We start from the raw sequence: 18,736 nt of genomic DNA, 5'->3' as shown, positions 1-18,736 counted from the left end.
GCAGGAAAGGACATCAGTCAACGATGGCTCCAGAACTCCTCAGCGCCGCTCGCAGGAGTTCCGGGTCGAGTTCATGTGCCGACGTTCGTTCCAGGGCGGCCAGCGCGGCGGCTGTGCCTGCTGCCTGGCCGGTCGCCATGGAGGGGCTCAGGACCCTCAGCGCCGCCAACGCCTCGTGGCTGGCACTGATGCAACGCCCACTCGCGAGCAGGTTGTCCACCTCCCGAGCCACCAGCGAACGGTAGGGGATGGTGTAGTAGTCTCCGTCGTGCAGGTGCTGCCATTCCGCGCTTCCGCTATCCGGTTGATGGTTCTCGACCGAGCTGGCGTTGCAGGCGATCGAGTCGGGGAACTTCCGCCCGGTCAGCAGGTCGGTGACGCTCATCTCGTACAGCCCGGAAATGCGTCGGGTTTCGCGTACGCCCATGTGGTTGGCTATCTGAGCAAGGAAGCAGTGCTCGTACCCAGGAACGTGCGGCCGCAGGAATGACTCCACAAATTCTTCGATCTGTTTCCTGCCCTCCAGTTCGGCCAGGGCAAGCAGTCTGTTGTCGGTGCCCTTGGGGACGTGGATCCGGGTGGCGATGAACGAACGCCATCCCGGCCTGTTGATCACGTTGTTGATCGACGGGTTGCGCCTCTGGTTCCGCCGGATCGTGCCGGACTCCTGCCACCTGTGCCACAGGTCCACGACCGCGTCGTCGGGCGGAGTTCGGCGTTCATCGATTCCGGCCACCGAGAAAACCAGCGACATGGTCTGTGTGCGTCCGTCGCGTTGGCGGCCCATGGGCGTGGTGAGCCCGGCGAGGCGCGCCACCTGTGCGTCGCCCGTGGTGTCGACGAACATCTCCGCGCGGTATCTCAGAGCGCGCCCGTCCTTGTTGTAGAAAACGGCATCGCTGATCCGAACGCCGGCACGGACCGCGGCGAGCAGTGGAGAATACGTGAGCAGGGAAACGCCCGCCGATTCCAGCAGGTGCCCCAGAACCAGTTGCAACTGTTCGGCGTCCACCGCGATCCAGTCCTGACGCGCGAAGTTTCCGCTCACCGCGCCGCGGTGCCGCATCAGATCAAGAATCTCGGCGACGAGACCGCGAACGACCAGGACCTCCGAGTTCCTGGCGCGCAGTCCGCTGATGGGCAGTCCGGTGGTTCCGTTGCCGCCGACGAACGGAAGGGCTTCGACCAGCAGCGTGCGGGCCCCCGTTCTGGCTGACGCGACGGCCGCGCACACTCCGCTCAGCCCGCCGCCGACGACTATCACGTGATACCTGCCGGCCTCCTCGACGGGAACCTCGACTGCGTGACTGCTCTGCGGTGAGGCAGCAACCTCTCCGGAATGTTGTGTCATCTCCCCATGCCCTGGAACAGAGTGGTTTCCGAGACGCGAACTCTCATCAGCCTTTGATGGCGCCCGCGGTCATTCCGGCGATGAAGTAGCGTTGCAGGAACACATAGGCGAGCACCACGGGCGCCGAGGCGATGATCACGCCCGTGAACAGCAACGGGTAGTTCGTGAGGTATTCGCCCTGAAAGTCCAGCAACGCCAGCGGCAGCGTCTTCTTGTCCGGATCCGTGACGAGCAGCAGCGGGTAGAGCACATCATTCCAATGAATAACGAACAGGAAGATGGCAGTCGCCGCCAGGGACGGCTTCGACAGCGGCATGACGATCTGCCGATAGGTCCGCCACGGTCCGGAGCCATCGAGGGAGGCCGCCTCGAAGATGTCGCGCGGCAGCGACCGCATGAATCCGGTCAGGATGAAGACCGCGATGGGCAGGGTAACGACAACGTGGATCAGCACGAGCCCGACGAGGCTGTCGGTCAGTCCGAGGGAGTAGAACAGCACGTATTGCGGGACCATGTTCGTCTGCGCCGGCACGGCCATGCCCAGTATGAGGAACGCATAGACCGCGCCTATCAGCCACCCCGTGATCCGCGTGGCGGCATAGGCGGCCAGGCTGGCCAGGACGAGCGTCAGACTCACGGAACACACGGTCACCAGCACGCTGTTGACGAACGCCGTCGTGAGATTTTCCTTGCCCACGACCTCCGCGTAGTTGTCGAGCCGCAGCGACGTGGGCAGCCCGTAGGGGGAGGAGAACAACTCGGGTGTGGTCTTGAAACTGCCGAGCAGCACAACCATGAGCGGCACGATCACGATCACCGCATAGGTGAACAGCAGGCTCCGGCGGATCAGTTGATAGCCCATTGCGTATCCCTTCACGTCCCTGCCTGGAGGACTCGGACGGCGCGACGCTGCAGGAATGTCACCATCGCAATCACGATCATGAACAGGACCGACTCCGCCGCGGCGTAGCCGTATTCCGAGTTGGAAAAGGTGCTGAAGATACGGGTGGACAGTATGTCCAGAGACGGCTTCGGCGGGTTGCCGCTGAGACCCAGGATCAGATCAAACGCCTTGAACGACTGGATCGTGGTGTAGGCGACGACGATCGCCGTCGCCGGCGCGAGCAGGGGCCACGTCACGAACCGGAACTGCTGCCAGCGGGACGCGCCGTCCACCTCCGCCGCTTCGTACAACTCGCGAGGGATCACCTGGAGACCCGCGATGTAGATCACCATCATCTGGCCGGTGTGAAACCAGATCTGTGTGAGGGCGACGAAGTAGATCGCCTGCTGCGGGTCTCCCAGGTACGAACTGCGCAGGCCCTCCAGCCCCACGGCGTCCAGACCACGGTTCGCAAGCCCGAAGCCGGGGTCGTAGACGAACCGCCAGACGAAGGCCACCGACACCGAGGACAGGATGGTGGGAAAGAAGAACAGCGCCCGCAGGAAGACGGACGACCGTGACGTGGCCGCCAGATACACGGCGAACACCAGCGCGAACAGCGTCTGGAAGACGACCACGGTGAACATGAACTTCAGGTTGTTGCTGAGGGCCCGGGAGAACATGTCGTCGTCGGTGGCCAGATGGGAGAAGTTCTCCATCCCGACGTTGCGATAGGTGTCCTCATATCCGTTCCAGTCCGTGAGCGCGTACTGGAACGCCTGAACCGTCGGGCCGGCGAAGAAGAAGACGTACAACACCAGCGCGGGAATCGGGAACAGCCACAGCGCCGGATGCGTCCGCAGCGGCCCACGAGGCTTCTCGCGTCGAGCCGGTCGCGGCAGCCGCGCGAGTCGCGGTGTGGCGCGCGGCGCGCCATCGGCGAAGTGCCGGCCCGCGTCCGGCTCGCCCGACGGGCGTGGGGTCAACGAAGTGGTCATCGCTGCTGCTCAATCAGATGCTGGGCCTGCTCGGCCGCCTGCTCGGGGTCGGCTCCGCCGAGCACCTCGATGCTCGCGTTGTCCAGGACGCGCCGGATCTCCAGATTGCGTACGGGGACGTGCGGGGCCAGCATGGTCTCGGCGGTGAGCCAGTGTGCCGTCGTCCGCAGATCGGGGTTGTCATATTCGATTCCGGTGACGCAACTGTGCTGCACCGTGCCGTCCGCGTAGGTCTTCGCCACTTCCGGCTCGGTGAGAAACTCCACGAACTTCAACGCCGTATCCAGCTCCGCCGTGTCGGACCGGACCCCGACGACGAAGGACTGGTTGTGCACCCCGACGTACTTCACGTCCTTCCTCGAGACCGTGATCGGGGCGATGAGGTCGATGGGGAACTCCGCACCGGCCTGGCGCACCGCACCGATGTGGAACGACCCGGTGGCGAGCATCCCGGCGTCCCCCCGGGCGAACGACTGCTGCAGCGGCTCGACGGTGGCCCCCAGGGCCTGCGGCTGAACGTAGGGACGCAGCTCTACGAACTGCTCAAGGGTGCGGATGAACCAGTCGTCGGTGGCCGTCGCCGTACCGGCCTCGATACGGGCGAACATGTCGGGCCAGGGTGCGTTGTTCATCACCATAGATTTCAATAGCTGCCCGGCGTTGGCCGGCTCGCCGCCGGGCCACGCGATCGGCACCACCCCCAGACCCAGCAGCGCCTCGCACAGACCGAGGAAGCCGTCCCAGTCCCGGGGCTGCTCCGAAACGCCCGCCCGCTCCAGCAGATCCATGTTCGCCAGGGGCATGTGGAAGATGTGCTGATACGGCAGACCGAGACGGCGGCCGGCATCGTCGGTGCTCAGGTCGAGCGCGGACGTGTCCACTCGGGACAGGAAGGTCTGGCTGGAGAGATCCGTGAACAGTCCCGCGTTCGTCATGTCCTGGAACTGAGCGCCCACGAACGCGGCGAACACATCGCCGACGTTGCCGCTGCGGATCCGCTGCAACGCGGTCGTGAGGTACGAACCCGAGGACAGGACGTCCTGGCGCACGGCTGATCCAGGGTTGCGTTCCTCGAAGCGCTGGACGAGGTCGTCGAAGACCTCCTTGTCCTCGGCGCGCCAGTGCGCGAATGACAGTGAGCCGTCCACCGGACCGGGTCCCACGGGATCAGGGGCGGAGGCCGGGGACGAGGAATTTCCGCCGGTCGTGCCGGGGGGCGCGCATCCGGCGATCGCACCGGCGGTGAGTATGCCGGCGCTCATGAGGAAGGAGCGACGGGTCTGCGGTGACCCATCAAGTGCGAGCATGGCGATCTCCTGTGCTGTTCGGGTCAGTAGCCGTGGACGCGTGGCCAGGAAAGTTCCACGCCCGCCGCGATGAGACGTTGCTGGAAGGCGTCGAGATGTTCGGGTTTGGCGCGAACCGCGCGCGGCGGCATCCGATGTGCGGTGCAGTAGGAAACGAGATGTGCCGCGACCTCGCCGGCGTTCCATTCCACGAGCGGCATGCGGTACGCGCCATTGGTGATGTGGGTCGTTCCGATGTTCTTCGCCGCCGGCAACAGGTTGTCGACCCGAACAGGGAGCAACGCACCGAGTGGGAGCTGGAACGGGCAGCATCCGATGTCGATGTACGGATCTCCGCCCGTGGAAGGGTGCAGGTCGATGCGGTAGGAGCCAAGGCCGACGGTGTCCGGGAAGGCGACCGCGCCATGGTCGCCTCGCACGTCGAGGGCGATGTCCTGTTCGACGACGATGCGCTCGGCCTTGATGCGTCTGGATTCGCGGACATAAGGCGCTTTGGCGAGGCCGTCCGTGGTGCCGCCCACGACATCCCCTCGCAGCCGGAGGCCCGGCCAGCCGGTTCCGCCGTCCGGTCGGGGCGCCGCCGTCTGCAACCAGTACAACAGGCTCATGCTCAGCGCTTTGGCACGGCCAAGGTGCTCTGCGGCCTGCTCCTCCGCCACCCCGAAGATCGGCCCGCCCCAGTAGTCCATCTGCGGCCAGTTCACCAGCGTGATATCGGAGTCGTAGGCGCCGGGTGCGAAGTTGTGCCGGTTGGCGATGCGCCGGAACAACCACAGTTCCCGGTCGCCCTCGTGGGCGGCATCAGGCGGCGGGTTCGGGAGAAAACCGCGTTCGACCACCCTGCGGGTCTTCGGCTCGGGGGCCAGAAAGCTCAGTTGACCCTCCGGCCAGTCGGTCCACCGTTGGGCCAGGAACTCCTCGTACCCGTCCGGCTTGTCGATGGTGAAGTCCCCCTCGGGGACATGGTCCAGGGCGAAGCACACCGAAATTGGCTGCATGTTGAGGGGATCGGCACGCTCCGCGGCGTGCGGCTCCCCGGTGTCGGCGCGTGCCTCCGCGCCCATCACGTGCTCGACCCCGCACAGGGGCAGCAACTCGCCGGTGTCCGTGGCGTCGACGAACCAGTCCGCCGCCACGCTCACCTGCTCGCCGCTGCGCGCGTCTCGCAGTACGACTTCCGCCACGCGGTCACCCTCCGTGTGAGCGGCGGTGGGCCGGTGCTCCAACAGCACACGCAGCCGCCCTGACGAAACGAAGGGCGCCAGCATCGCCTCGATCACCGTCACGCCGACACGAGGCTCGAAGCACAGGGCGGACACCCGGCCGTCTCCGGGGTTCAGATCCGGCCGCCGACGAGCCGAGTGGACGAGTGGGTAATGTCGCCGATAGTAGTCGCGAACGTCATCCCGCAGCCGGCGATAGGTCCGAGTGCAGCCGAACTGCTCGATCCACGGGTGTTCGTCCGGCGGTACCGCCTGGCTGGTCAGCACGCCGCCCAGCCAGTCAGTCTGCTCAGTCACTATGACATTGATTCCGTGCTCGGCGGCGGTCAGGGCGGCGGCCACACCCCCGAGCCCTCCGCCGACCACCAACAGGTCTGTACGCAGCGTTAGCATGGCGGCAACCGTAGCGACATCGAACAAGGCGGACCAATGGCTGAGATGCGTGATTCCATGTCTGAGTTTGATGCCGGTGCTGGCGACCTGTTCGGGGTCCTCGGGGCCCGTTTCGGCGAAATCACCTATCCCGCGGGCACCGCGACCACTCCGCAGGTCCTGCGCGAGGTCCTGTTCGTCATTACTCACCGTGGCGCGATGCGGGCCGAGCTGGCGGACATGACGTTCCGGACCGGGAAGGGCGAGGTCGCCCTGTTCCTCCCGGGGGATCTCAGCAAGCTGCGGTTCGACGACGCTCAGCTCACGCGGCAGTCCTGGTTCGCCGGTCAGTTGCGGGGACTCACCCCCGCCATGCGTGAGCGCCTGTGGAACCTGCCGCGAAGAAAGGCCGCGTCCTCCGCCATTACTTACCTCATCCGCGAGGCCCTGACCTGCGAGCTCACCCACCTCACCGCCGACGGCGCCCTGCTCGACGCGCTCGCCACCGCGATACTGCTGCGTTACCTGGCCGAGGTGGAATCCAACCCGAAACGATTTCCGCAGTCACTGGAGCTGGCCCGCCTGCACATCCATAGGAATGTGGAGCAGCGGCTCACCCTCGGCGATATCGCGCAGGCCGCCGGCGTCACGCCACCACACCTCATTCGGTTGTTCCGCGCGCATCTTGGTACGACGCCCATGGAATATCTGTGGAGCAGACGGGTCACGCTGGGGATCGAACTGCTGTCGTCCACCGATCTGTCGGTGGGCGCCATTGCCGCGCACTGCGGCTTCAGCACCAGCTTTCACTTTTCCCGTCGCATCCGTGAAGCGACCGGGGTCAGTCCGACGCAACTGCGCAAAGGGCTGACCAAGACGGGCCCGACGCCGGAAGAGCCCGGCTAACGCCGGCCTCGCCGCTACTCCTCCTCGACGACCAGTTCCCGCAGCGCGGTGGAGAGTTCCTCCAGTTCGTCGCGGTAGACGTCGTCGATCAGGAGGGAGGGCTCGGCCGGAACGCCCGCGGCCTCCAGCACCGGATGCGGGAAATCCGGGTCGGGAAAGGGTTCCAGCAGGCCGTCGGCGCCATTGATCATCGCTGTGAGAACTCGTTGCAGCGGGAACGCCACAAAGGCGGGCGGGTGGCCATAGCTCTCCCGGTACTGCTGTTGCATGTCGCCGAGCGCGATCGAGTTCCAGTCCAGCTCGTTCTCCTGGACGAGAAGGCTCCAGGCGTCGTTCACCTCCGGCCGCACGCGGAGGATCATGTCGTGGGCGATGACCGCGCCCTCGGCGTTCCGCTGCGCGGCGGTGGCCTGCGCCTCGGCCTGGCCCCCGGCCCCCGCCGCCAGCGCGCCGTCGTAGCGCTCCAGGGCGACCAGCGTGGCCCACAGCCGCTCGGCGGCGATGGCCTGGTGCACCGCCAGAATCTGGATCATGCGCTCGGGATCGGTGTCGACGACGGCGTTTCCGTTGAATTGGGCTTCGCTCAGCCAGACTTCGTCGAAATCGTCGCGGGGCGGGTCCTTGGCCAGCTTCTGGGCGTAAGTGGAATACAGAAAGAAAAGTCCGGACGCCGCGCCCAGAATCGCGGCAACGGGCGGCAGCGCAACGGTCAGAGCGGCTCCGGCGGCCAGCACGGCGGATGCTTCCCGGCCCTTTTCGGCCGCCTTTCCGGCGCGTTGCTTCGCTTGTCGACGCTGGGCCGGGGGGACTTTCTTCGCCATGCCGAGGACCTTCCGTCGCGTCCCCCCTTTTCCCCGTCAGCCTGGCCCTTGTTCCGGGGCGCCGCAACAGGGCGGCGGGCCGCCCGAGGGCCGTGTTCGAACAAGGTCGCCGCGTTCACTGAACCAGGTGAATAAACGGGTGATCCGTCATGGATCGGGAGACCCTGGGGCAGTGACGACGCGATAGCGACGCCGCAAGCGCCGCCTATCCGTTGCCGGTACACACGCGCAACGACGGACGAACCGCCCGGGAACGGGCGCACGTCAGTTTGGAGGCAAGATGTCTGTCCAGACCACCACTCGCACCCCTGCCGTACTCGCCGGATCGGCCGAGCACGCCGCCATGACCGCGCTGATCGCCGAGCCGGAGGCACCGGTCAGCGGCGCCCCCGTCTGGTCCCCGCAGGCGGCCGGTGTGCTGCTGGCCCTGATTCTCCTCTCGCCGAAGCAGCCCACGGAGCCGCGCGACAAGTAAGGCCCCGGCGCCGGCGAACGGCGCCCCGACCCATCCGACAGCCAACTGGAAGGCGAGTGACCCATGTCGCATCCGGATGCCTCACCGCTGGCCGACTACGCCGTGGCGGTGGAAGATCTGGCCGGGCGTGTGCTGGCGGCCCTGCGGGGCGTTCAGGACACCCCCGGCCCGGCGGCCCACGTGGCGGAGGCGCCGGATATCAAGGCGGCACTGGCCGCGGTGCGGGTGCTGGGCCCCGATGTCTTCGCGCCCGCACTGCTCGCCGGTGTGCCGCCGGGCCCGGACGATCTGACGACGGTGACCGAGGCGCTGCGGGTCTTCCCGCCCGCGCCCGGCGATCCGCCGGAGGTCGCCCGGCTCACCCGGGCGACGGTCGCCCTGCTCGCGCGCCACGGCGGAGAAGTCCCCGCCGTCGAGGACGGCATCCCCTCCCCCGCTCCCGAGGACGATGCCGACCCGCCGTGGCGCGCGTGGTCACTGACGATGGCGCGGCTGGCCCCGCTCACGCTGCCCGGCGCCGCCGGGCCGCTCGGGGACCGGGCCGGCCGCCGGGCGCTCGACCTGAGCCGGGGCCTGGCACGTTCGCTGATGCGCCGCGACTATCCGACGGCTGCGCGGCTGGCCCGCTGGGTGGCGCTGGCACGCGCCCGGGGCGCGACGGCCGGCCTGGACATCGAGCCCGTGGTGCGGCACCTGGAACTGTGCGGCGGCGGAAGCGCCCGGACCGCGCTGGACATCACGATCGCCCGGCTGCTCATCCCGGACCGGGGTGAACGGCCCGGGCCGACTGGACACTTCGCATGAGAGGGCAGGACGCATGAGTTCGCCGACGCCCGGGCCGGCAGCCGCCCGGCAGACCGCGCACCACGTGGCCACCCGCGCCCTGGACTGGCTTTATCGCAACCGGGAGCACGGCTCGCTGCCGCCCGACACCTCGGCCGAACTGGCCGATCCGGACAGCGTCTACAAACCCCTGGGCGAATCGGCGCTCGCCGCCTCCCTGGTCCTGCGCGAGGGCGTCGCCCCGCCCGAGGGACGACGCGCGGCGCGTGCCCTGGCGGACTTCGCGTGGACCCAGTTGCGCGCCGGCGACCTGCTCTACGAACGGCAGTTGCGGTATCCGATGATGACGGACCCGCTGGAGATCTATACGCACTTCACGCGCGCAGGGCACCGGCACACGCGCTTGGACGCGCTGCTGACCCACCTCGGCGGCCTCGCCGCGCACCGCGGCGCGGAGCAGATGCCCAACCGCCGGCTGGCGGTGGCGAACGCGGCCCGCGTGGCGGGCCTGGACCGCCCCACCGACTGGACGACGCTGATCGACGCCACCTGGCTAGGGCAGCGGCCGGAGCCCTGGGTCATCGACTGGATGACGGCGTACTGCGTGACGCACACCGTCTTCCACGCCACCGACTGGGGCGGCCGGCCGCTGGGGCTGCCGCCCGACGTGCGGGACTATCTGACCGACTGGCTGCCGGTGTGGCTGGACGCCTGGGTGGAGATCCAGGAGTGGGACCTCGTCGCCGAGCTGCTGATCGTCGACGCCTGTCTGCCGGAGCCGCGCGGCGACGCCGAGGCGTGGGCGCGGCTGGCCGCCGTGCAGCGCGCGGACGGGCTCGTGCCGCGCGACGGGCTGCACCCGGTCAGCGAGGACCCGGCGGAGGCGTTCCGCGACCATCAGCACACCACGGTCGTGGCGACCGTGGCCGGCACCCTGGCGGTCTCCCGGTACCGCGATGCGCCCGCCGCCGTCTGACGCCGGCACGGGAACGCCGCTGACCGAGCGGCTGCGGCCGGTGGCGGAGGCGGTCGGCCGCCGGGCGGGTGCCGTGGTCGCGGTGCGCACGGCGAACGAGTCGGCGACGTGGTGCCGGGGGTTCGGGGACCGGACGCGCGGGACCCCGGTCACCGACCGGACCCGGTTCGAACTGGGCTCGGCGACCAAGACGTTCACCGCGCTGCTCCTCGCCGACCTGGCCGTGCGCGGCACGGTGCGGCTCGACGAGCCGCTGAGCGGCCTGGTCCCGCCGTGGGCACTGCCGCGCGGCCCGGCCGGCGGCCGGATCACGCTGGAGCACCTGGCGACGCACACCGCCGGGCTGCCCCGGCTGCCGCCCGGGCTGCTGCTCAAAGCGGTGCCGTCCTGGTTCGGCAACCCGTACGCGGCGTATCCCCCGGAGGAGCTGCCGGATTCGCTGGCTCGCAGCCGGGTCCGGGGGGAGCCCGGCCACCATGTGCGCTACTCCAACTTCGGGGTGGGACTGCTCGGCCACCTGCTGGCCGAGGCCGCCGCCACTCCTTATGGGGCGCTGCTGCGCGCCCGGGTGCTGGAGCCGCTGGGACTGACGGACACGACGGACGACGCCGGGACCGACCAGGCCACCGGGTACTGGCACGGGCGGCCCCGCCGGCCCTGGCTGATCCCCGGGCTGCCCGGCGCCGGTGTGCTGCGTTCCAGCGCGCGGGACCTGCTGCGTTATCTGTGGTGCCTCGTCGATCCGGAGGACGGGGCCGTTCCCGGCACCCCGCTGCGCTCGGCGCTGCGGGAGGTGGTGCGGCCGGGCCCACGCGCTCCCGGTGGTCCCGAGCTGTGCCTGGTGTGGAGCCGGAGGGCGCTGCCCACCCGCACGCTGTACTTCCACTCGGGGGGAACGCGCGGCTTCACGACGTTCGTCGGCTTCAGCACGAGCCCGGCCGTGGCCGTCGCCGCGCTGACGAACACGTCGCCCACGCTGCGTGGCCGGTTCATCCAGGACGCGTATCTGCTGCTGCGGGAGCTGGCCGCGCCGGCCGCCTGAGGCGGGTCCCGGGTCAGGGGCGGGCTCGGCGGAGGTGCCGTGCGTAGCCGATCTCGGCGACGTTCTTGGCCAGCTCGAAGTTCACCCAGGCCGCCACCTGCGCCAGGCTCAGCTTCTCGGCCCAGGGCAGCGTGGCAGTCCGGTCGGTGGAGTCGAGGTCGGCGTCGGTGAGCGGCAGCAGCGCGGCCCGCCAGTCGTCCTTGAGCCCGCGCAGCCAGCCGACGGCGGCCGTGGCGCCGCCCGGCCAGGTGATCTCCTCGCGCTCCGGGGCGCCGTCGCCGAAACAGTGCCCGAGGGTGGTCGTCCACCAGAAACCGATGTGCCACGTCAGCCACCCGACCGTGGTGACGGGCACGGGGTCCGGCTCGGGCACCTGCCAGTCGGCGACCCAGCGGCCCCGGTCGTCGGGGCGCACGGTCCAGCAGTGCGGGGCGGGCTCCCAGAGGCAGTCGGCGTCGTCGAGCCCTTGGGCGTGGTACTCGAAGAGCGACCAGGTCATGTCCAACTGGCCGATCAGCAGGTCGGCGCGGGGTGCGGTCATCCGGCGAGCGTTCCATCACGACGACGGCCGGGCAACCGCTTTCCGAAGCGGTCGCCCGGCCGGTGGTCAGCGCGTCTTTTCCCGCTGGTCAGTAGGCGCTGTCGACGTTGTCCATGGTGCCGTAGCGGTCGGCGGCGTAGTTGCAGGCGGCGACGATGTTGGCGACGGGGTCGTAGATGTTCTTGCTGGTGCCCTCGACGTGGTACTGCTCGAAGGTGGGGTCGATGACCTGGAGGAGGCCCTTGGAGGGGATGTTCTTCTCGGCGTTGGTGTCCCAGAGGTTGATGGTGAGGGGGTCACCGCTGGACTCGCGCATCAGGTTGCGGTGGATGCCCTCGTAGGTGCCGGGGATGCCGTTGTCCTCCATGATCTCAAGGGCCTGGTCGATCCAGCGGTCGATGTCGGCGTCGGAGGCGGGCTTGGGCTTGGGCTGTTCCTCGCGCGGGACGGTGATCAGCGTGCCGTCCTCGCTGTAGCGGGCGCCCCGGCCCTGGTCACCCACGGCCTCGGTCTCGGGCTCGGCCGTGTCCTCGGCCGCAGGCTCGGTCTCGGGCTTGGTGTCGGGCTTGTCCTCGTCCCGGGTGTCGGGCTTGTCCTCGTGCTCGTCGTCGGCGGGCTGGTCGTCGGCGGGCTGGTCGTCGATGGTGGTGGGGGCCTTGCCCAGGGTGGTGTCGGTGATGGGGGTGTAGGCGGTGGGGGCGGCGGTGCGCTCGGCGGTGGCGGCCGGGGTGTGGCCGCCGTCGTCGGCGGTGGCGGTGGGGGCGAAGGGGAGGGCCAGGACTGCTGCGCCGGTGGTGGCGATACCGGCCAGCAGGCCCGTATGGGTCAGGGTGCGGCGGATGCCGGTGGTGCTGGCAGTCATGGACATACCTCTTCCGTGCGAGCGGAGTGCGGGGGGGTGCCGCGAGGTGCGACGTGGCCCAGTGTGGGAACTGCCGTGCCCCCACCGCAAAGGTGTGACCTGCGAAGACACCTCGTAGACCCACCCGCCGCCCACCGCCCGTCTCCCACCCCCGGGGGCCCCCACCCGCTCCGCCCCGCGCCCGGGCTCCTATTCCCCATCGGATGTGACCCACGCCCTATGCCGGGCCTCACACCCCACCCCCGGAACGACTGCGGCACGTTGGCAATTGATCACGAAGCGCCCATGGGACGGCCCCCGCACCCGGGGAGGTGCGAGGGCCGGATGGGGGACGAGGAGGTCCGTCACCCGTTGGGGCCAGTCCCGTTTCCGGCCGTCGGCGGGGGGTGGTCGGATGGCCGTATGACCGTCGATCCCGTCGCGCTCCAGAACCTGCTGAAGAACGTGGCGTACCCGGCCACGAAACAGCGCCTCATGGAGGAGGCCGCGCAGCGCCGCGCCGATGAACAGATGATGGCCGCGCTGGCCGCCCTCCCGGAGAAGGAGTACCGGTCCACCGCCGAGGTCAGCCGGGACGTCATCACCTGAACCGGCTGGCTCCGCTGCGGGACTGGTTCCCAGCCCGCGGATGAATCGTTACACTCCCGGTCGGGAGCGCGTTTGTCCTGTCGAATTGATTCGATTCAAGGAGGTCTTCGCGCTGGGACCGCCGCCAGTGGCGCCGTGTCCCCGTTTTTCCGGAGCGGACTCTCACCGGCGGCCAGAGCCGATTCCAGCCGCCGCCGTGCCCGCCCTCGGTTCCCCGCGCCCGCGGATCTCCGCGTCCGTGGGTCCGCCGAGCGCGCCCGGAGTCGTCCGTCTCCGTGACCTTCCCCGTTTCTCATCCTTTGAGGTGTTTCTGTGTCTCGACGAGGCAAGGCACTGCTGTCCGCGCTGGCCGCCGCGATCATCGCGTTCGGCAGCGGACTCATCACAGCCACCACCGCCCAGGCCGCGGCCGAGGGCTGTCGGGTCGACTATCAGGTGAGCAATCAGTGGCAGGGCGGTTTCGGTGCCGCCGTCACCGTGACGAATCTGGGTGCGCCGGTCACGTCCTGGAGCCTGGAGTGGTCCTACTCCGCGGGGCAGACCGTTTCGCAGGCGTGGAACGCCGAGGTCTCCCAGAGCGGCGCGCGGGTGACGGCGCGGAACGCCGGCCACAACGGGGCCCTGGCGACCGGAGCCAGCGCGTCGTTCGGCTTCAACGGCACATGGAACAACAGCTCCAACCCCGTTCCGGCCACGTTCGCGGTCAACGGTGTGACCTGCACCGGGCAGACCACGCCGACCGATCCGCCGCCCACCAGCGGCTGGAACCCGCCGTCCCATCTGGTGACCCCGCTGAACGAGGTCTGGGCGCACCAGGAGGCGACCTACAACAACGGCAATCTCTACGCCTTCCGCAACTACGGCTGGGACCAGTTGTTCGCCAACGGGAACGGCACTCTCAACTTCTGCGTCCGCTGGGACTCCTCGGCGTCGGTGACGGCCACTCAGCGCGACCAGATCCACGCCGCGCTGAACCGCGCCTACGACAAGTGGTTCCAGGGTATGGCCGGGCACAACGCGTTCCCGTACTCGGATGTCGACATCGAGGTGGTCGGCTGGGCCGTCCGCGATCGGTCCCAACTCCAGTGGTCCGACAACTCGGTGGACATCTACGTCAACGACATCCGGGAGAACGCCCCGCAGTGCGCCGAGCCGTGCGGGCGGTTCTTCCACCAGGACGGCCGTTATCCGGACTGTCCCGGCGGTATCTCCCGCCACTACGACCAGTCGCTGTGGCTCACCGACGGATTCGGCGGCGGAGCCGGCGGCGACTGGGGCCAGCGCATGGGCCGCGAGTACTTCATGAACAATCTCAATACGGAGAACATGACGATTCTCCTCCATGAGATCGGCCATACCTTCGGCCTGGACGACTTCTACGACTGGACACCGACCGGCGTCACCAACTTCATCATGAAGGCGGGGAGTTCCAGCACCATCACGGAATTCGACACCTGGATGCTCCGTGACTGGTGGCGTCATCTGAAGTCCCGCTACGGCTACTGACGGCCCGCTCCCGGCCCCGCCCCCGGCGACCCGCCCGGGGCGGGGGACGGCACCGCCGACCGCGTCGTCGTTCTCCGGCGCATGTCCGCACGCCGTGGCTCGCATTCGCATAGGGTCGGCGAATGGCCAAGTACTTCGATGTGCACCCCGAAAACCCCCAGCAGCGCACCATCAGCAGTGTGGCCGACAGCATCCGCTCGGGCGCGCTCGTCGCCTACCCGACGGACTCGTGCTACGCCCTGGGGTGCCAGTTGGGCAATCGTGACGGCATCGGCAGGATCCGCACGATCCGCAACCTGGACGAGCGCCACCACTTCACCCTGGTGTGCCGGGACTTCGCGCAGCTCGGCCACTTCGCCCGCATCGACAACGACGTGTTCCGGGCGATCAAAGCGGCGACGCCGGGCGGCTACACCTTCATCCTCCCCGCGACGAAGGAGGTGCCCCGCCAACTGCTCCACCCCAAGAAGAAGACGGTCGGCGTCCGGATCCCCGACCACGTCGTCACCCAGGCCCTGCTCGCCGCCCTCGGCGAACCGCTGGTGTCCAGCACCCTGCTGCTGCCCGGCGAGGAGGAGCCGCTGACTTTGGGCTGGGAGATCAAGGAACGGCTGGACCACGTGGTCGACGCGGTCGTCGACTCCGGTGACTGCGGCACCGAGCCCACCACGGTCGTCGACTTCTCCGGCGGCGAGGCCGAGATCGTGCGCCGGGGCACCGGCGACCCCGGGCGATTCGCCTAGCCCCGTACTTCGCGGGTCGCTGATTCAGGTCTGCAACCAGCGCGGTTGCATCACTTCTAGGCCGAGGAGGTCCAGCAGGTGGAGGTGGACTCCCCGGGCCATGAGGATGGTGGGCGGGTCGGTGGCGCTGCCGGTGCGCAGTTGCAGCCCGCCCAGGTGATACAGGATCATCCGGCCGGTCGGCCGCACCCGCTGGCCGTTTGGATACAGCCCCTGCATCCGGCCGTCGCCACCCAGCGCCCGCCGCACCTGCCGCTCGATCAGGCAGAAGACCAGCAGGGCCAGGCAGATCACCTGGACGAGGGCGGCGACGCGGCGGTTGTGCTGGACGAACACCGGGCTGACCGCCAGCGGGCCCTTGAAGTCGCCGTAGCGGCGCTTGGACCTGCTCGCCCGGCCGCAGCGCCGTGGCGGGGGTGAAGGCCCGCCCCTCGAAGCTCGCGGGCACCTGCCGTGCCGGACCGCTGGGCAGTTCGCCGGGGCGGGCGAGCGTGGTGACGAGCCGGTACAGCGTGGCCTGGGACGGCACGGGCACCGCACCGGGGCCGTGCTGTTCCTGAAGGATCTGGTTGATCAGCGGGAACAGGCCGTTGATGGTGCCTTTGGAACGCCCGCGCCGGCGGCGCAGCGCCTCACGGACGGCGGTGACGACCCGCTCGTCGGAGCGCCCGGTGGGGCTGGAAGCGCGGGTGGTGCGGTGGTCGAGGAGCCCCCACAGGCCTTGCTTGCGGTAGGCCAGGCGCATGCGCTGCACCGTGGTGCGCGAGACCCGCCCGAAGCCGAGCGCGGTCAGCTCTTCGGCCTTGGCCTGTTCCCGCTCGGCCAGCGTGTGCCGTGCGGGGGCGTACTGTTCCCGCACGGCTCCAGCACTGCCGGGCCCGTCGGCAAGGCCGCATTCGACTTCCCGCACATGCCGTTGCCAGGCCAGGGCCTTCTCCCGTGCCGCGGCGGGGGCGGTCTCGAACAGCCCCCACTGCGGGGCCGCCTGCGGTACATCGGCCCCGATGATGCTGAAGCCCGGGTCGGCGAACAGGTATCCGGCGAGCACGGCCTCACCGCCGCCGTCCGGGCCGACGAGATGGATCACCTGCCCGGACAAGGCGACTACCTGCCACTTCACACTGCGGAACCGGACCTGCGCCCCGACTTGCACCGATGGCCGGGCATTGCGCCGCGCGGTCACCAAGCTCCTCCCGCCGCGCGACCCGGGCCACCCCAGTCCGCAGGACCGACCAGGAGGCGTTCGTGCAGTGGCTTCTCCAGGTCTGTCTTCAGCTTTCCGTTCCATAAGGCGTGGAAGACGGCGGGGAGAATCTCGAGCGGATCGCCGGCCGCTTCTGTGCCCTCGATCAGCGGCCGCGGCCGCGCGAACGCCTCCACAACCGCGCGCGTCAGGCCGGGGCGGCCGGCGTTGCGGGGGTGGCGGTAGCCAGCCAGCCATTTCAGATTGGCGGCCACGACGTCGTCGAGCGGCGCAAGACGCCGGTAGGCCCAGCCGATCTCCTCACACGCCGCGCTCACCGCTTCGGCGGCCTTCGCTGCGCGGTCGCCACCGGCATCCGGGTGGCTGGGGCAGTCGGCCAGCAGACCCGTGCCGTCGCGGTACCGGGCGAACAACTGCGGCACCCAGGAGCGCACCCGGCCCCGTTCGTCGCGCCACAGCAGCCGCACCGGACGCCCCGCGAACCCGGTCACATCCGGGTCGCGGTCCAGGACCATCAGCTGCGTGCGTATCGCGTTCGACCCGGCCGCCACGTGCCGCCCGGTGGTCGCCGACCACCACAGCCCCGGCCCCCAGCGCCGTCCCGGGATCATCGGGAACGCCGACACCGGCGGCAACTCCTCGAACGCCACGGCCACCGCGGCATCCGCCCACCGCTGCTGAACCGACTGCCCCACCGGATCGAGAAAGACCGCTTCGAACCCGCTCCGACGATCCACGGCCACTCGCCCTGCCCGGCCCCCCGTTCGGGCCGCTCCTGTGCTGCTCATGTGCGTCAGCCAAGCCGCTCCTACCAGCAGGCGCAGCTGTCTTCAGGATTTCTGCCACAAACGAGTGCTCTATCAGCAAACAGTCGACGCCCCGCCCCCGCCGTTCTCAGCTGCCGTCCTCCTGCTTTCCCGCCGTCAGCATGCTCCTGAGTGCATCGGCGGGTATGTCGGTCCACCGGGCCACCTCCTCCAGCGGAACCCCGCCGTTGACCGCCGCCACCACCGTCCGCTTCCAAGCTGCCTCGATCAGACCGGCACTGTGATCCAGACCGCGCAGCAGTTGCCGGGCGACATCGGCGGTCGGCCCACTCTGCACACCGCGCAGTTGGAGCAGCTGCTCCTCGGCGCTGTCGATGAGGCTGCCGATCCGCGCCCGCTGCTCGGGCGGCACCACCGCCCGCCACATCGTCCCCGAGCCCGGCGCCCGCCTCTCCTTGCCGAGCACCCGCAACTGCCCGGCCATGGTCACCGGCTGATGTTCCTGGCGCACCCACCACGGATCGTCCGCATATCCGGGCGGGCCGCCGGCGCCGCGGCGCCGGCGGATGACGGCGCCCATCCAGGCGATCAGCGGACCGCCGTGATCCGCCGCTGCCAACGGCCCCAGCCACGTGCGCCCGACCCTCTCCCCGAGCCGGCGGCAGAACATCCCGTCGGCGGGTAGCGCCCGCGGCCGCCCCGCACCACTGTCCACCCACACCAGCTCGGCCATGGCCGGGTCCAGCAGCGCGTCGGCCACGGCCACCACCTCGGGAAAGACCACCGCATCCCGGGCGATCGCCCGCCACCACGAGAACTTCCCGTCCGCAGCCGCGTCTCCGTCGGCGACCTGGTGCAGGCGGGCGGGCCAGATCCGCTCCCGCTCCCAGGCAAGGGCCTGGTCCCACCACCGGCACACCACCGCGTACGCCAACCCGAACACTCTGTCCGGCGCCGCCCCGGTCCGGGACGCGCGCCGCGCCACCCCGTCCCAGCGCCGCCGCGCCACGACCACCTCCGGCAGACCCCGCAGGTCCAGGTGCTCGATGCCGCACCCGGCGTCTGCGTCCAGCCCCCACCGCCCGTGCCGGGCACACACCCGGCCCCACCGCTCCGCGTACCGCACCACCGCCTCGGCCCGGCCGGTCCGCCGTCCCGTGCACAGTCGGCACCCGAACACCACTGCCCCGCCCGAGGCGACCGTCCACCTGGCCAGAGGCCGGACCTCCGCCGCCCACCCGGCGACCTCGCCCGCCTCGCGGGCTAGGCCCGTACTTCGCGGGTCGGTGAATCGGATGGTTCGGTGGCCGGTCCGGTGTCCGGTCGGGGGTCTGTCGCGTTGGAGCGGGTGTGTCGATGACTTCCCGGTCCCCGCGGCCACGGACGGA

At 69.6% G+C, this 18,736-nt stretch carries 19 protein-coding genes; 8 read left to right on the top strand and 11 right to left on the bottom strand.

Going from position 1 to position 18,736, the window contains the following annotated elements:
• Positions 1–13: 13 nt before the first annotated feature.
• The 5 genes from RM590_RS26940 to RM590_RS26920 are packed head-to-tail and all read right to left on the bottom strand — an operon-like array spanning position 14 to position 6,155.
• Positions 14–1,351, bottom strand: a complete 1,338-nt coding sequence (locus tag RM590_RS26940) for an FAD-dependent oxidoreductase (RefSeq protein WP_311707320.1) — start codon at positions 1,349–1,351, stop codon at positions 14–16.
• Positions 1,352–1,397: 46 nt separating this feature from the next.
• Positions 1,398–2,213 carry a carbohydrate ABC transporter permease gene (locus tag RM590_RS26935; protein WP_311707319.1) on the bottom strand — a complete coding sequence of 272 codons (816 nt, stop codon included), beginning with the start codon at positions 2,211–2,213 and terminating at the stop codon, positions 1,398–1,400.
• Positions 2,214–2,224: 11 nt separating this feature from the next.
• Entirely contained in the window at positions 2,225–3,232 is a 1,008-nt protein-coding gene (locus RM590_RS26930) for a carbohydrate ABC transporter permease (protein WP_311707318.1), read from the bottom strand.
• Positions 3,229–4,539, bottom strand: a complete 1,311-nt coding sequence (locus RM590_RS26925; protein ID WP_311707317.1) for an ABC transporter substrate-binding protein — start codon at positions 4,537–4,539, stop codon at positions 3,229–3,231. The genes RM590_RS26930 and RM590_RS26925 overlap by 4 nt, the downstream gene beginning before the upstream one ends.
• Positions 4,540–4,562: 23 nt before the next feature.
• Positions 4,563–6,155 carry an FAD-dependent oxidoreductase gene (locus RM590_RS26920; RefSeq protein ID WP_311707316.1) on the bottom strand — a complete coding sequence of 531 codons (1,593 nt, stop codon included), beginning with the start codon at positions 6,153–6,155 and terminating at the stop codon, positions 4,563–4,565.
• Positions 6,156–6,191: 36 nt separating this feature from the next.
• Between RM590_RS26920 and RM590_RS26915 the strand changes: the two genes are divergently transcribed.
• Entirely contained in the window at positions 6,192–7,040 is an 849-nt protein-coding gene (locus RM590_RS26915; RefSeq protein WP_311707315.1) for a helix-turn-helix transcriptional regulator, read from the top strand.
• Between the two features lie 14 nt (positions 7,041–7,054).
• On the opposite strand, the gene RM590_RS26910 is transcribed toward RM590_RS26915, so the two are convergent.
• A complete protein-coding gene (locus tag RM590_RS26910; RefSeq protein WP_311707314.1) occupies positions 7,055–7,861 on the bottom strand; it encodes a hypothetical protein in 807 nt (268 codons plus the stop codon).
• A gap of 280 nt (positions 7,862–8,141) precedes the next feature.
• Between RM590_RS26910 and RM590_RS26905 the strand changes: the two genes are divergently transcribed.
• The 4 genes from RM590_RS26905 (at position 8,142) to RM590_RS26890 (ending at position 11,137) form a co-directional block, all read left to right on the top strand.
• Positions 8,142–8,336: a hypothetical protein gene (locus RM590_RS26905; protein WP_311707313.1), complete on the top strand. Its 195-nt coding sequence runs from the start codon at positions 8,142–8,144 to the stop codon at positions 8,334–8,336.
• A gap of 63 nt (positions 8,337–8,399) precedes the next feature.
• A complete protein-coding gene (locus RM590_RS26900; RefSeq protein ID WP_311707312.1) occupies positions 8,400–9,140 on the top strand; it encodes a hypothetical protein in 741 nt (246 codons plus the stop codon).
• Between the two features lie 13 nt (positions 9,141–9,153).
• Positions 9,154–10,095, top strand: a complete 942-nt coding sequence (locus RM590_RS26895) for a DUF6895 family protein (RefSeq protein WP_311707311.1) — start codon at positions 9,154–9,156, stop codon at positions 10,093–10,095.
• A complete protein-coding gene (locus RM590_RS26890; protein WP_311707310.1) occupies positions 10,076–11,137 on the top strand; it encodes a serine hydrolase domain-containing protein in 1,062 nt (353 codons plus the stop codon). Before RM590_RS26895 ends, RM590_RS26890 begins: the two co-directional genes overlap by 20 nt.
• A gap of 13 nt (positions 11,138–11,150) precedes the next feature.
• Here the strand turns inward: RM590_RS26890 and RM590_RS26885 are convergent, their stop codons facing one another.
• Positions 11,151–11,678, bottom strand: a complete 528-nt coding sequence (locus tag RM590_RS26885; protein ID WP_311707309.1) for a DinB family protein — start codon at positions 11,676–11,678, stop codon at positions 11,151–11,153.
• A gap of 88 nt (positions 11,679–11,766) precedes the next feature.
• Positions 11,767–12,540, bottom strand: a complete 774-nt coding sequence (locus tag RM590_RS26880) for a transglycosylase SLT domain-containing protein (RefSeq protein ID WP_311707308.1) — start codon at positions 12,538–12,540, stop codon at positions 11,767–11,769.
• A gap of 402 nt (positions 12,541–12,942) precedes the next feature.
• Here RM590_RS26880 and RM590_RS26875 point away from each other — a divergent pair, with 402 nt between their 5' ends.
• The 3 genes from RM590_RS26875 to RM590_RS26865 all read left to right on the top strand — a co-directional run bounded on the left by RM590_RS26875 (position 12,943) and on the right by RM590_RS26865 (position 15,377).
• On the top strand, positions 12,943–13,128 hold the full coding sequence (locus tag RM590_RS26875; protein ID WP_311707307.1) for a DUF2795 domain-containing protein: 186 nt from the start codon (positions 12,943–12,945) through the stop codon (positions 13,126–13,128).
• 312 nt (positions 13,129–13,440) lie between these two features.
• Complete coding sequence (locus tag RM590_RS26870) at positions 13,441–14,634, top strand: cellulose-binding domain-containing protein (RefSeq protein WP_311707306.1); 1,194 nt, start codon at positions 13,441–13,443, stop codon at positions 14,632–14,634.
• A gap of 122 nt (positions 14,635–14,756) precedes the next feature.
• Positions 14,757–15,377, top strand: coding sequence for an L-threonylcarbamoyladenylate synthase (locus RM590_RS26865; protein WP_311707305.1), 621 nt, complete (start codon positions 14,757–14,759; stop codon positions 15,375–15,377).
• A 24-nt stretch (positions 15,378–15,401) separates the two neighbouring features.
• Here the strand turns inward: RM590_RS26865 and RM590_RS26860 are convergent, their stop codons facing one another.
• From RM590_RS26860 to RM590_RS26850, 3 genes are all read right to left on the bottom strand, one after another.
• Positions 15,402–15,713 (bottom strand): hypothetical protein, encoded by a 312-nt coding sequence (locus RM590_RS26860; protein ID WP_311707304.1) that lies wholly within the window; start codon positions 15,711–15,713, stop codon positions 15,402–15,404.
• An 843-nt stretch (positions 15,714–16,556) separates the two neighbouring features.
• The gene (locus RM590_RS26855; protein WP_394813982.1) at positions 16,557–17,324 is read right to left on the bottom strand and encodes a TnsA-like heteromeric transposase endonuclease subunit; all 768 of its coding nucleotides are present in this window, start codon (positions 17,322–17,324) and stop codon (positions 16,557–16,559) included.
• A gap of 151 nt (positions 17,325–17,475) precedes the next feature.
• Positions 17,476–18,528: a DNA-binding protein gene (locus RM590_RS26850; RefSeq protein WP_311707302.1), complete on the bottom strand. Its 1,053-nt coding sequence runs from the start codon at positions 18,526–18,528 to the stop codon at positions 17,476–17,478.
• Positions 18,529–18,736: the final 208 nt, after the last annotated feature.

It is taken from the genome of Streptomyces litchfieldiae (assembly GCF_031845365.1).
GTDB lineage: Bacteria > Actinomycetota > Actinomycetes > Streptomycetales > Streptomycetaceae > Streptomyces > Streptomyces litchfieldiae.
This window is presented reverse-complemented; position numbering and strand designations above follow the sequence as displayed.

Excerpts from the sequence above, each read along its gene's own strand:
- RM590_RS26920 (WP_311707316.1), bottom strand. The coding sequence starts at position 6,155 with ATGCTAACGCTGCGTACAGACCTGTTGGTGGTCGGCGGAGGGCTCGGG.
- RM590_RS26900 (WP_311707312.1), top strand. The coding sequence starts at position 8,400 with ATGTCGCATCCGGATGCCTCACCGCTGGCCGACTACGCCGTGGCGGTG.
- RM590_RS26915 (WP_311707315.1), top strand. The coding sequence starts at position 6,192 with ATGGCTGAGATGCGTGATTCCATGTCTGAGTTTGATGCCGGTGCTGGC.
- RM590_RS26925 (WP_311707317.1), bottom strand. The coding sequence starts at position 4,539 with ATGCTCGCACTTGATGGGTCACCGCAGACCCGTCGCTCCTTCCTCATG.
- RM590_RS26940 (WP_311707320.1), bottom strand. The coding sequence starts at position 1,351 with ATGACACAACATTCCGGAGAGGTTGCTGCCTCACCGCAGAGCAGTCAC.
- RM590_RS26885 (WP_311707309.1), bottom strand. The coding sequence starts at position 11,678 with ATGACCGCACCCCGCGCCGACCTGCTGATCGGCCAGTTGGACATGACC.
- RM590_RS26865 (WP_311707305.1), top strand. The coding sequence starts at position 14,757 with ATGGCCAAGTACTTCGATGTGCACCCCGAAAACCCCCAGCAGCGCACC.
- RM590_RS26930 (WP_311707318.1), bottom strand. The coding sequence starts at position 3,232 with ATGACCACTTCGTTGACCCCACGCCCGTCGGGCGAGCCGGACGCGGGC.
- RM590_RS26895 (WP_311707311.1), top strand. The coding sequence starts at position 9,154 with ATGAGTTCGCCGACGCCCGGGCCGGCAGCCGCCCGGCAGACCGCGCAC.
- RM590_RS26890 (WP_311707310.1), top strand. The coding sequence starts at position 10,076 with ATGCGCCCGCCGCCGTCTGACGCCGGCACGGGAACGCCGCTGACCGAG.
- RM590_RS26905 (WP_311707313.1), top strand. The coding sequence starts at position 8,142 with ATGTCTGTCCAGACCACCACTCGCACCCCTGCCGTACTCGCCGGATCG.
- RM590_RS26880 (WP_311707308.1), bottom strand. The coding sequence starts at position 12,540 with ATGACTGCCAGCACCACCGGCATCCGCCGCACCCTGACCCATACGGGC.
- RM590_RS26875 (WP_311707307.1), top strand. The coding sequence starts at position 12,943 with ATGACCGTCGATCCCGTCGCGCTCCAGAACCTGCTGAAGAACGTGGCG.
- RM590_RS26910 (WP_311707314.1), bottom strand. The coding sequence starts at position 7,861 with ATGGCGAAGAAAGTCCCCCCGGCCCAGCGTCGACAAGCGAAGCAACGC.
- RM590_RS26935 (WP_311707319.1), bottom strand. The coding sequence starts at position 2,213 with ATGGGCTATCAACTGATCCGCCGGAGCCTGCTGTTCACCTATGCGGTG.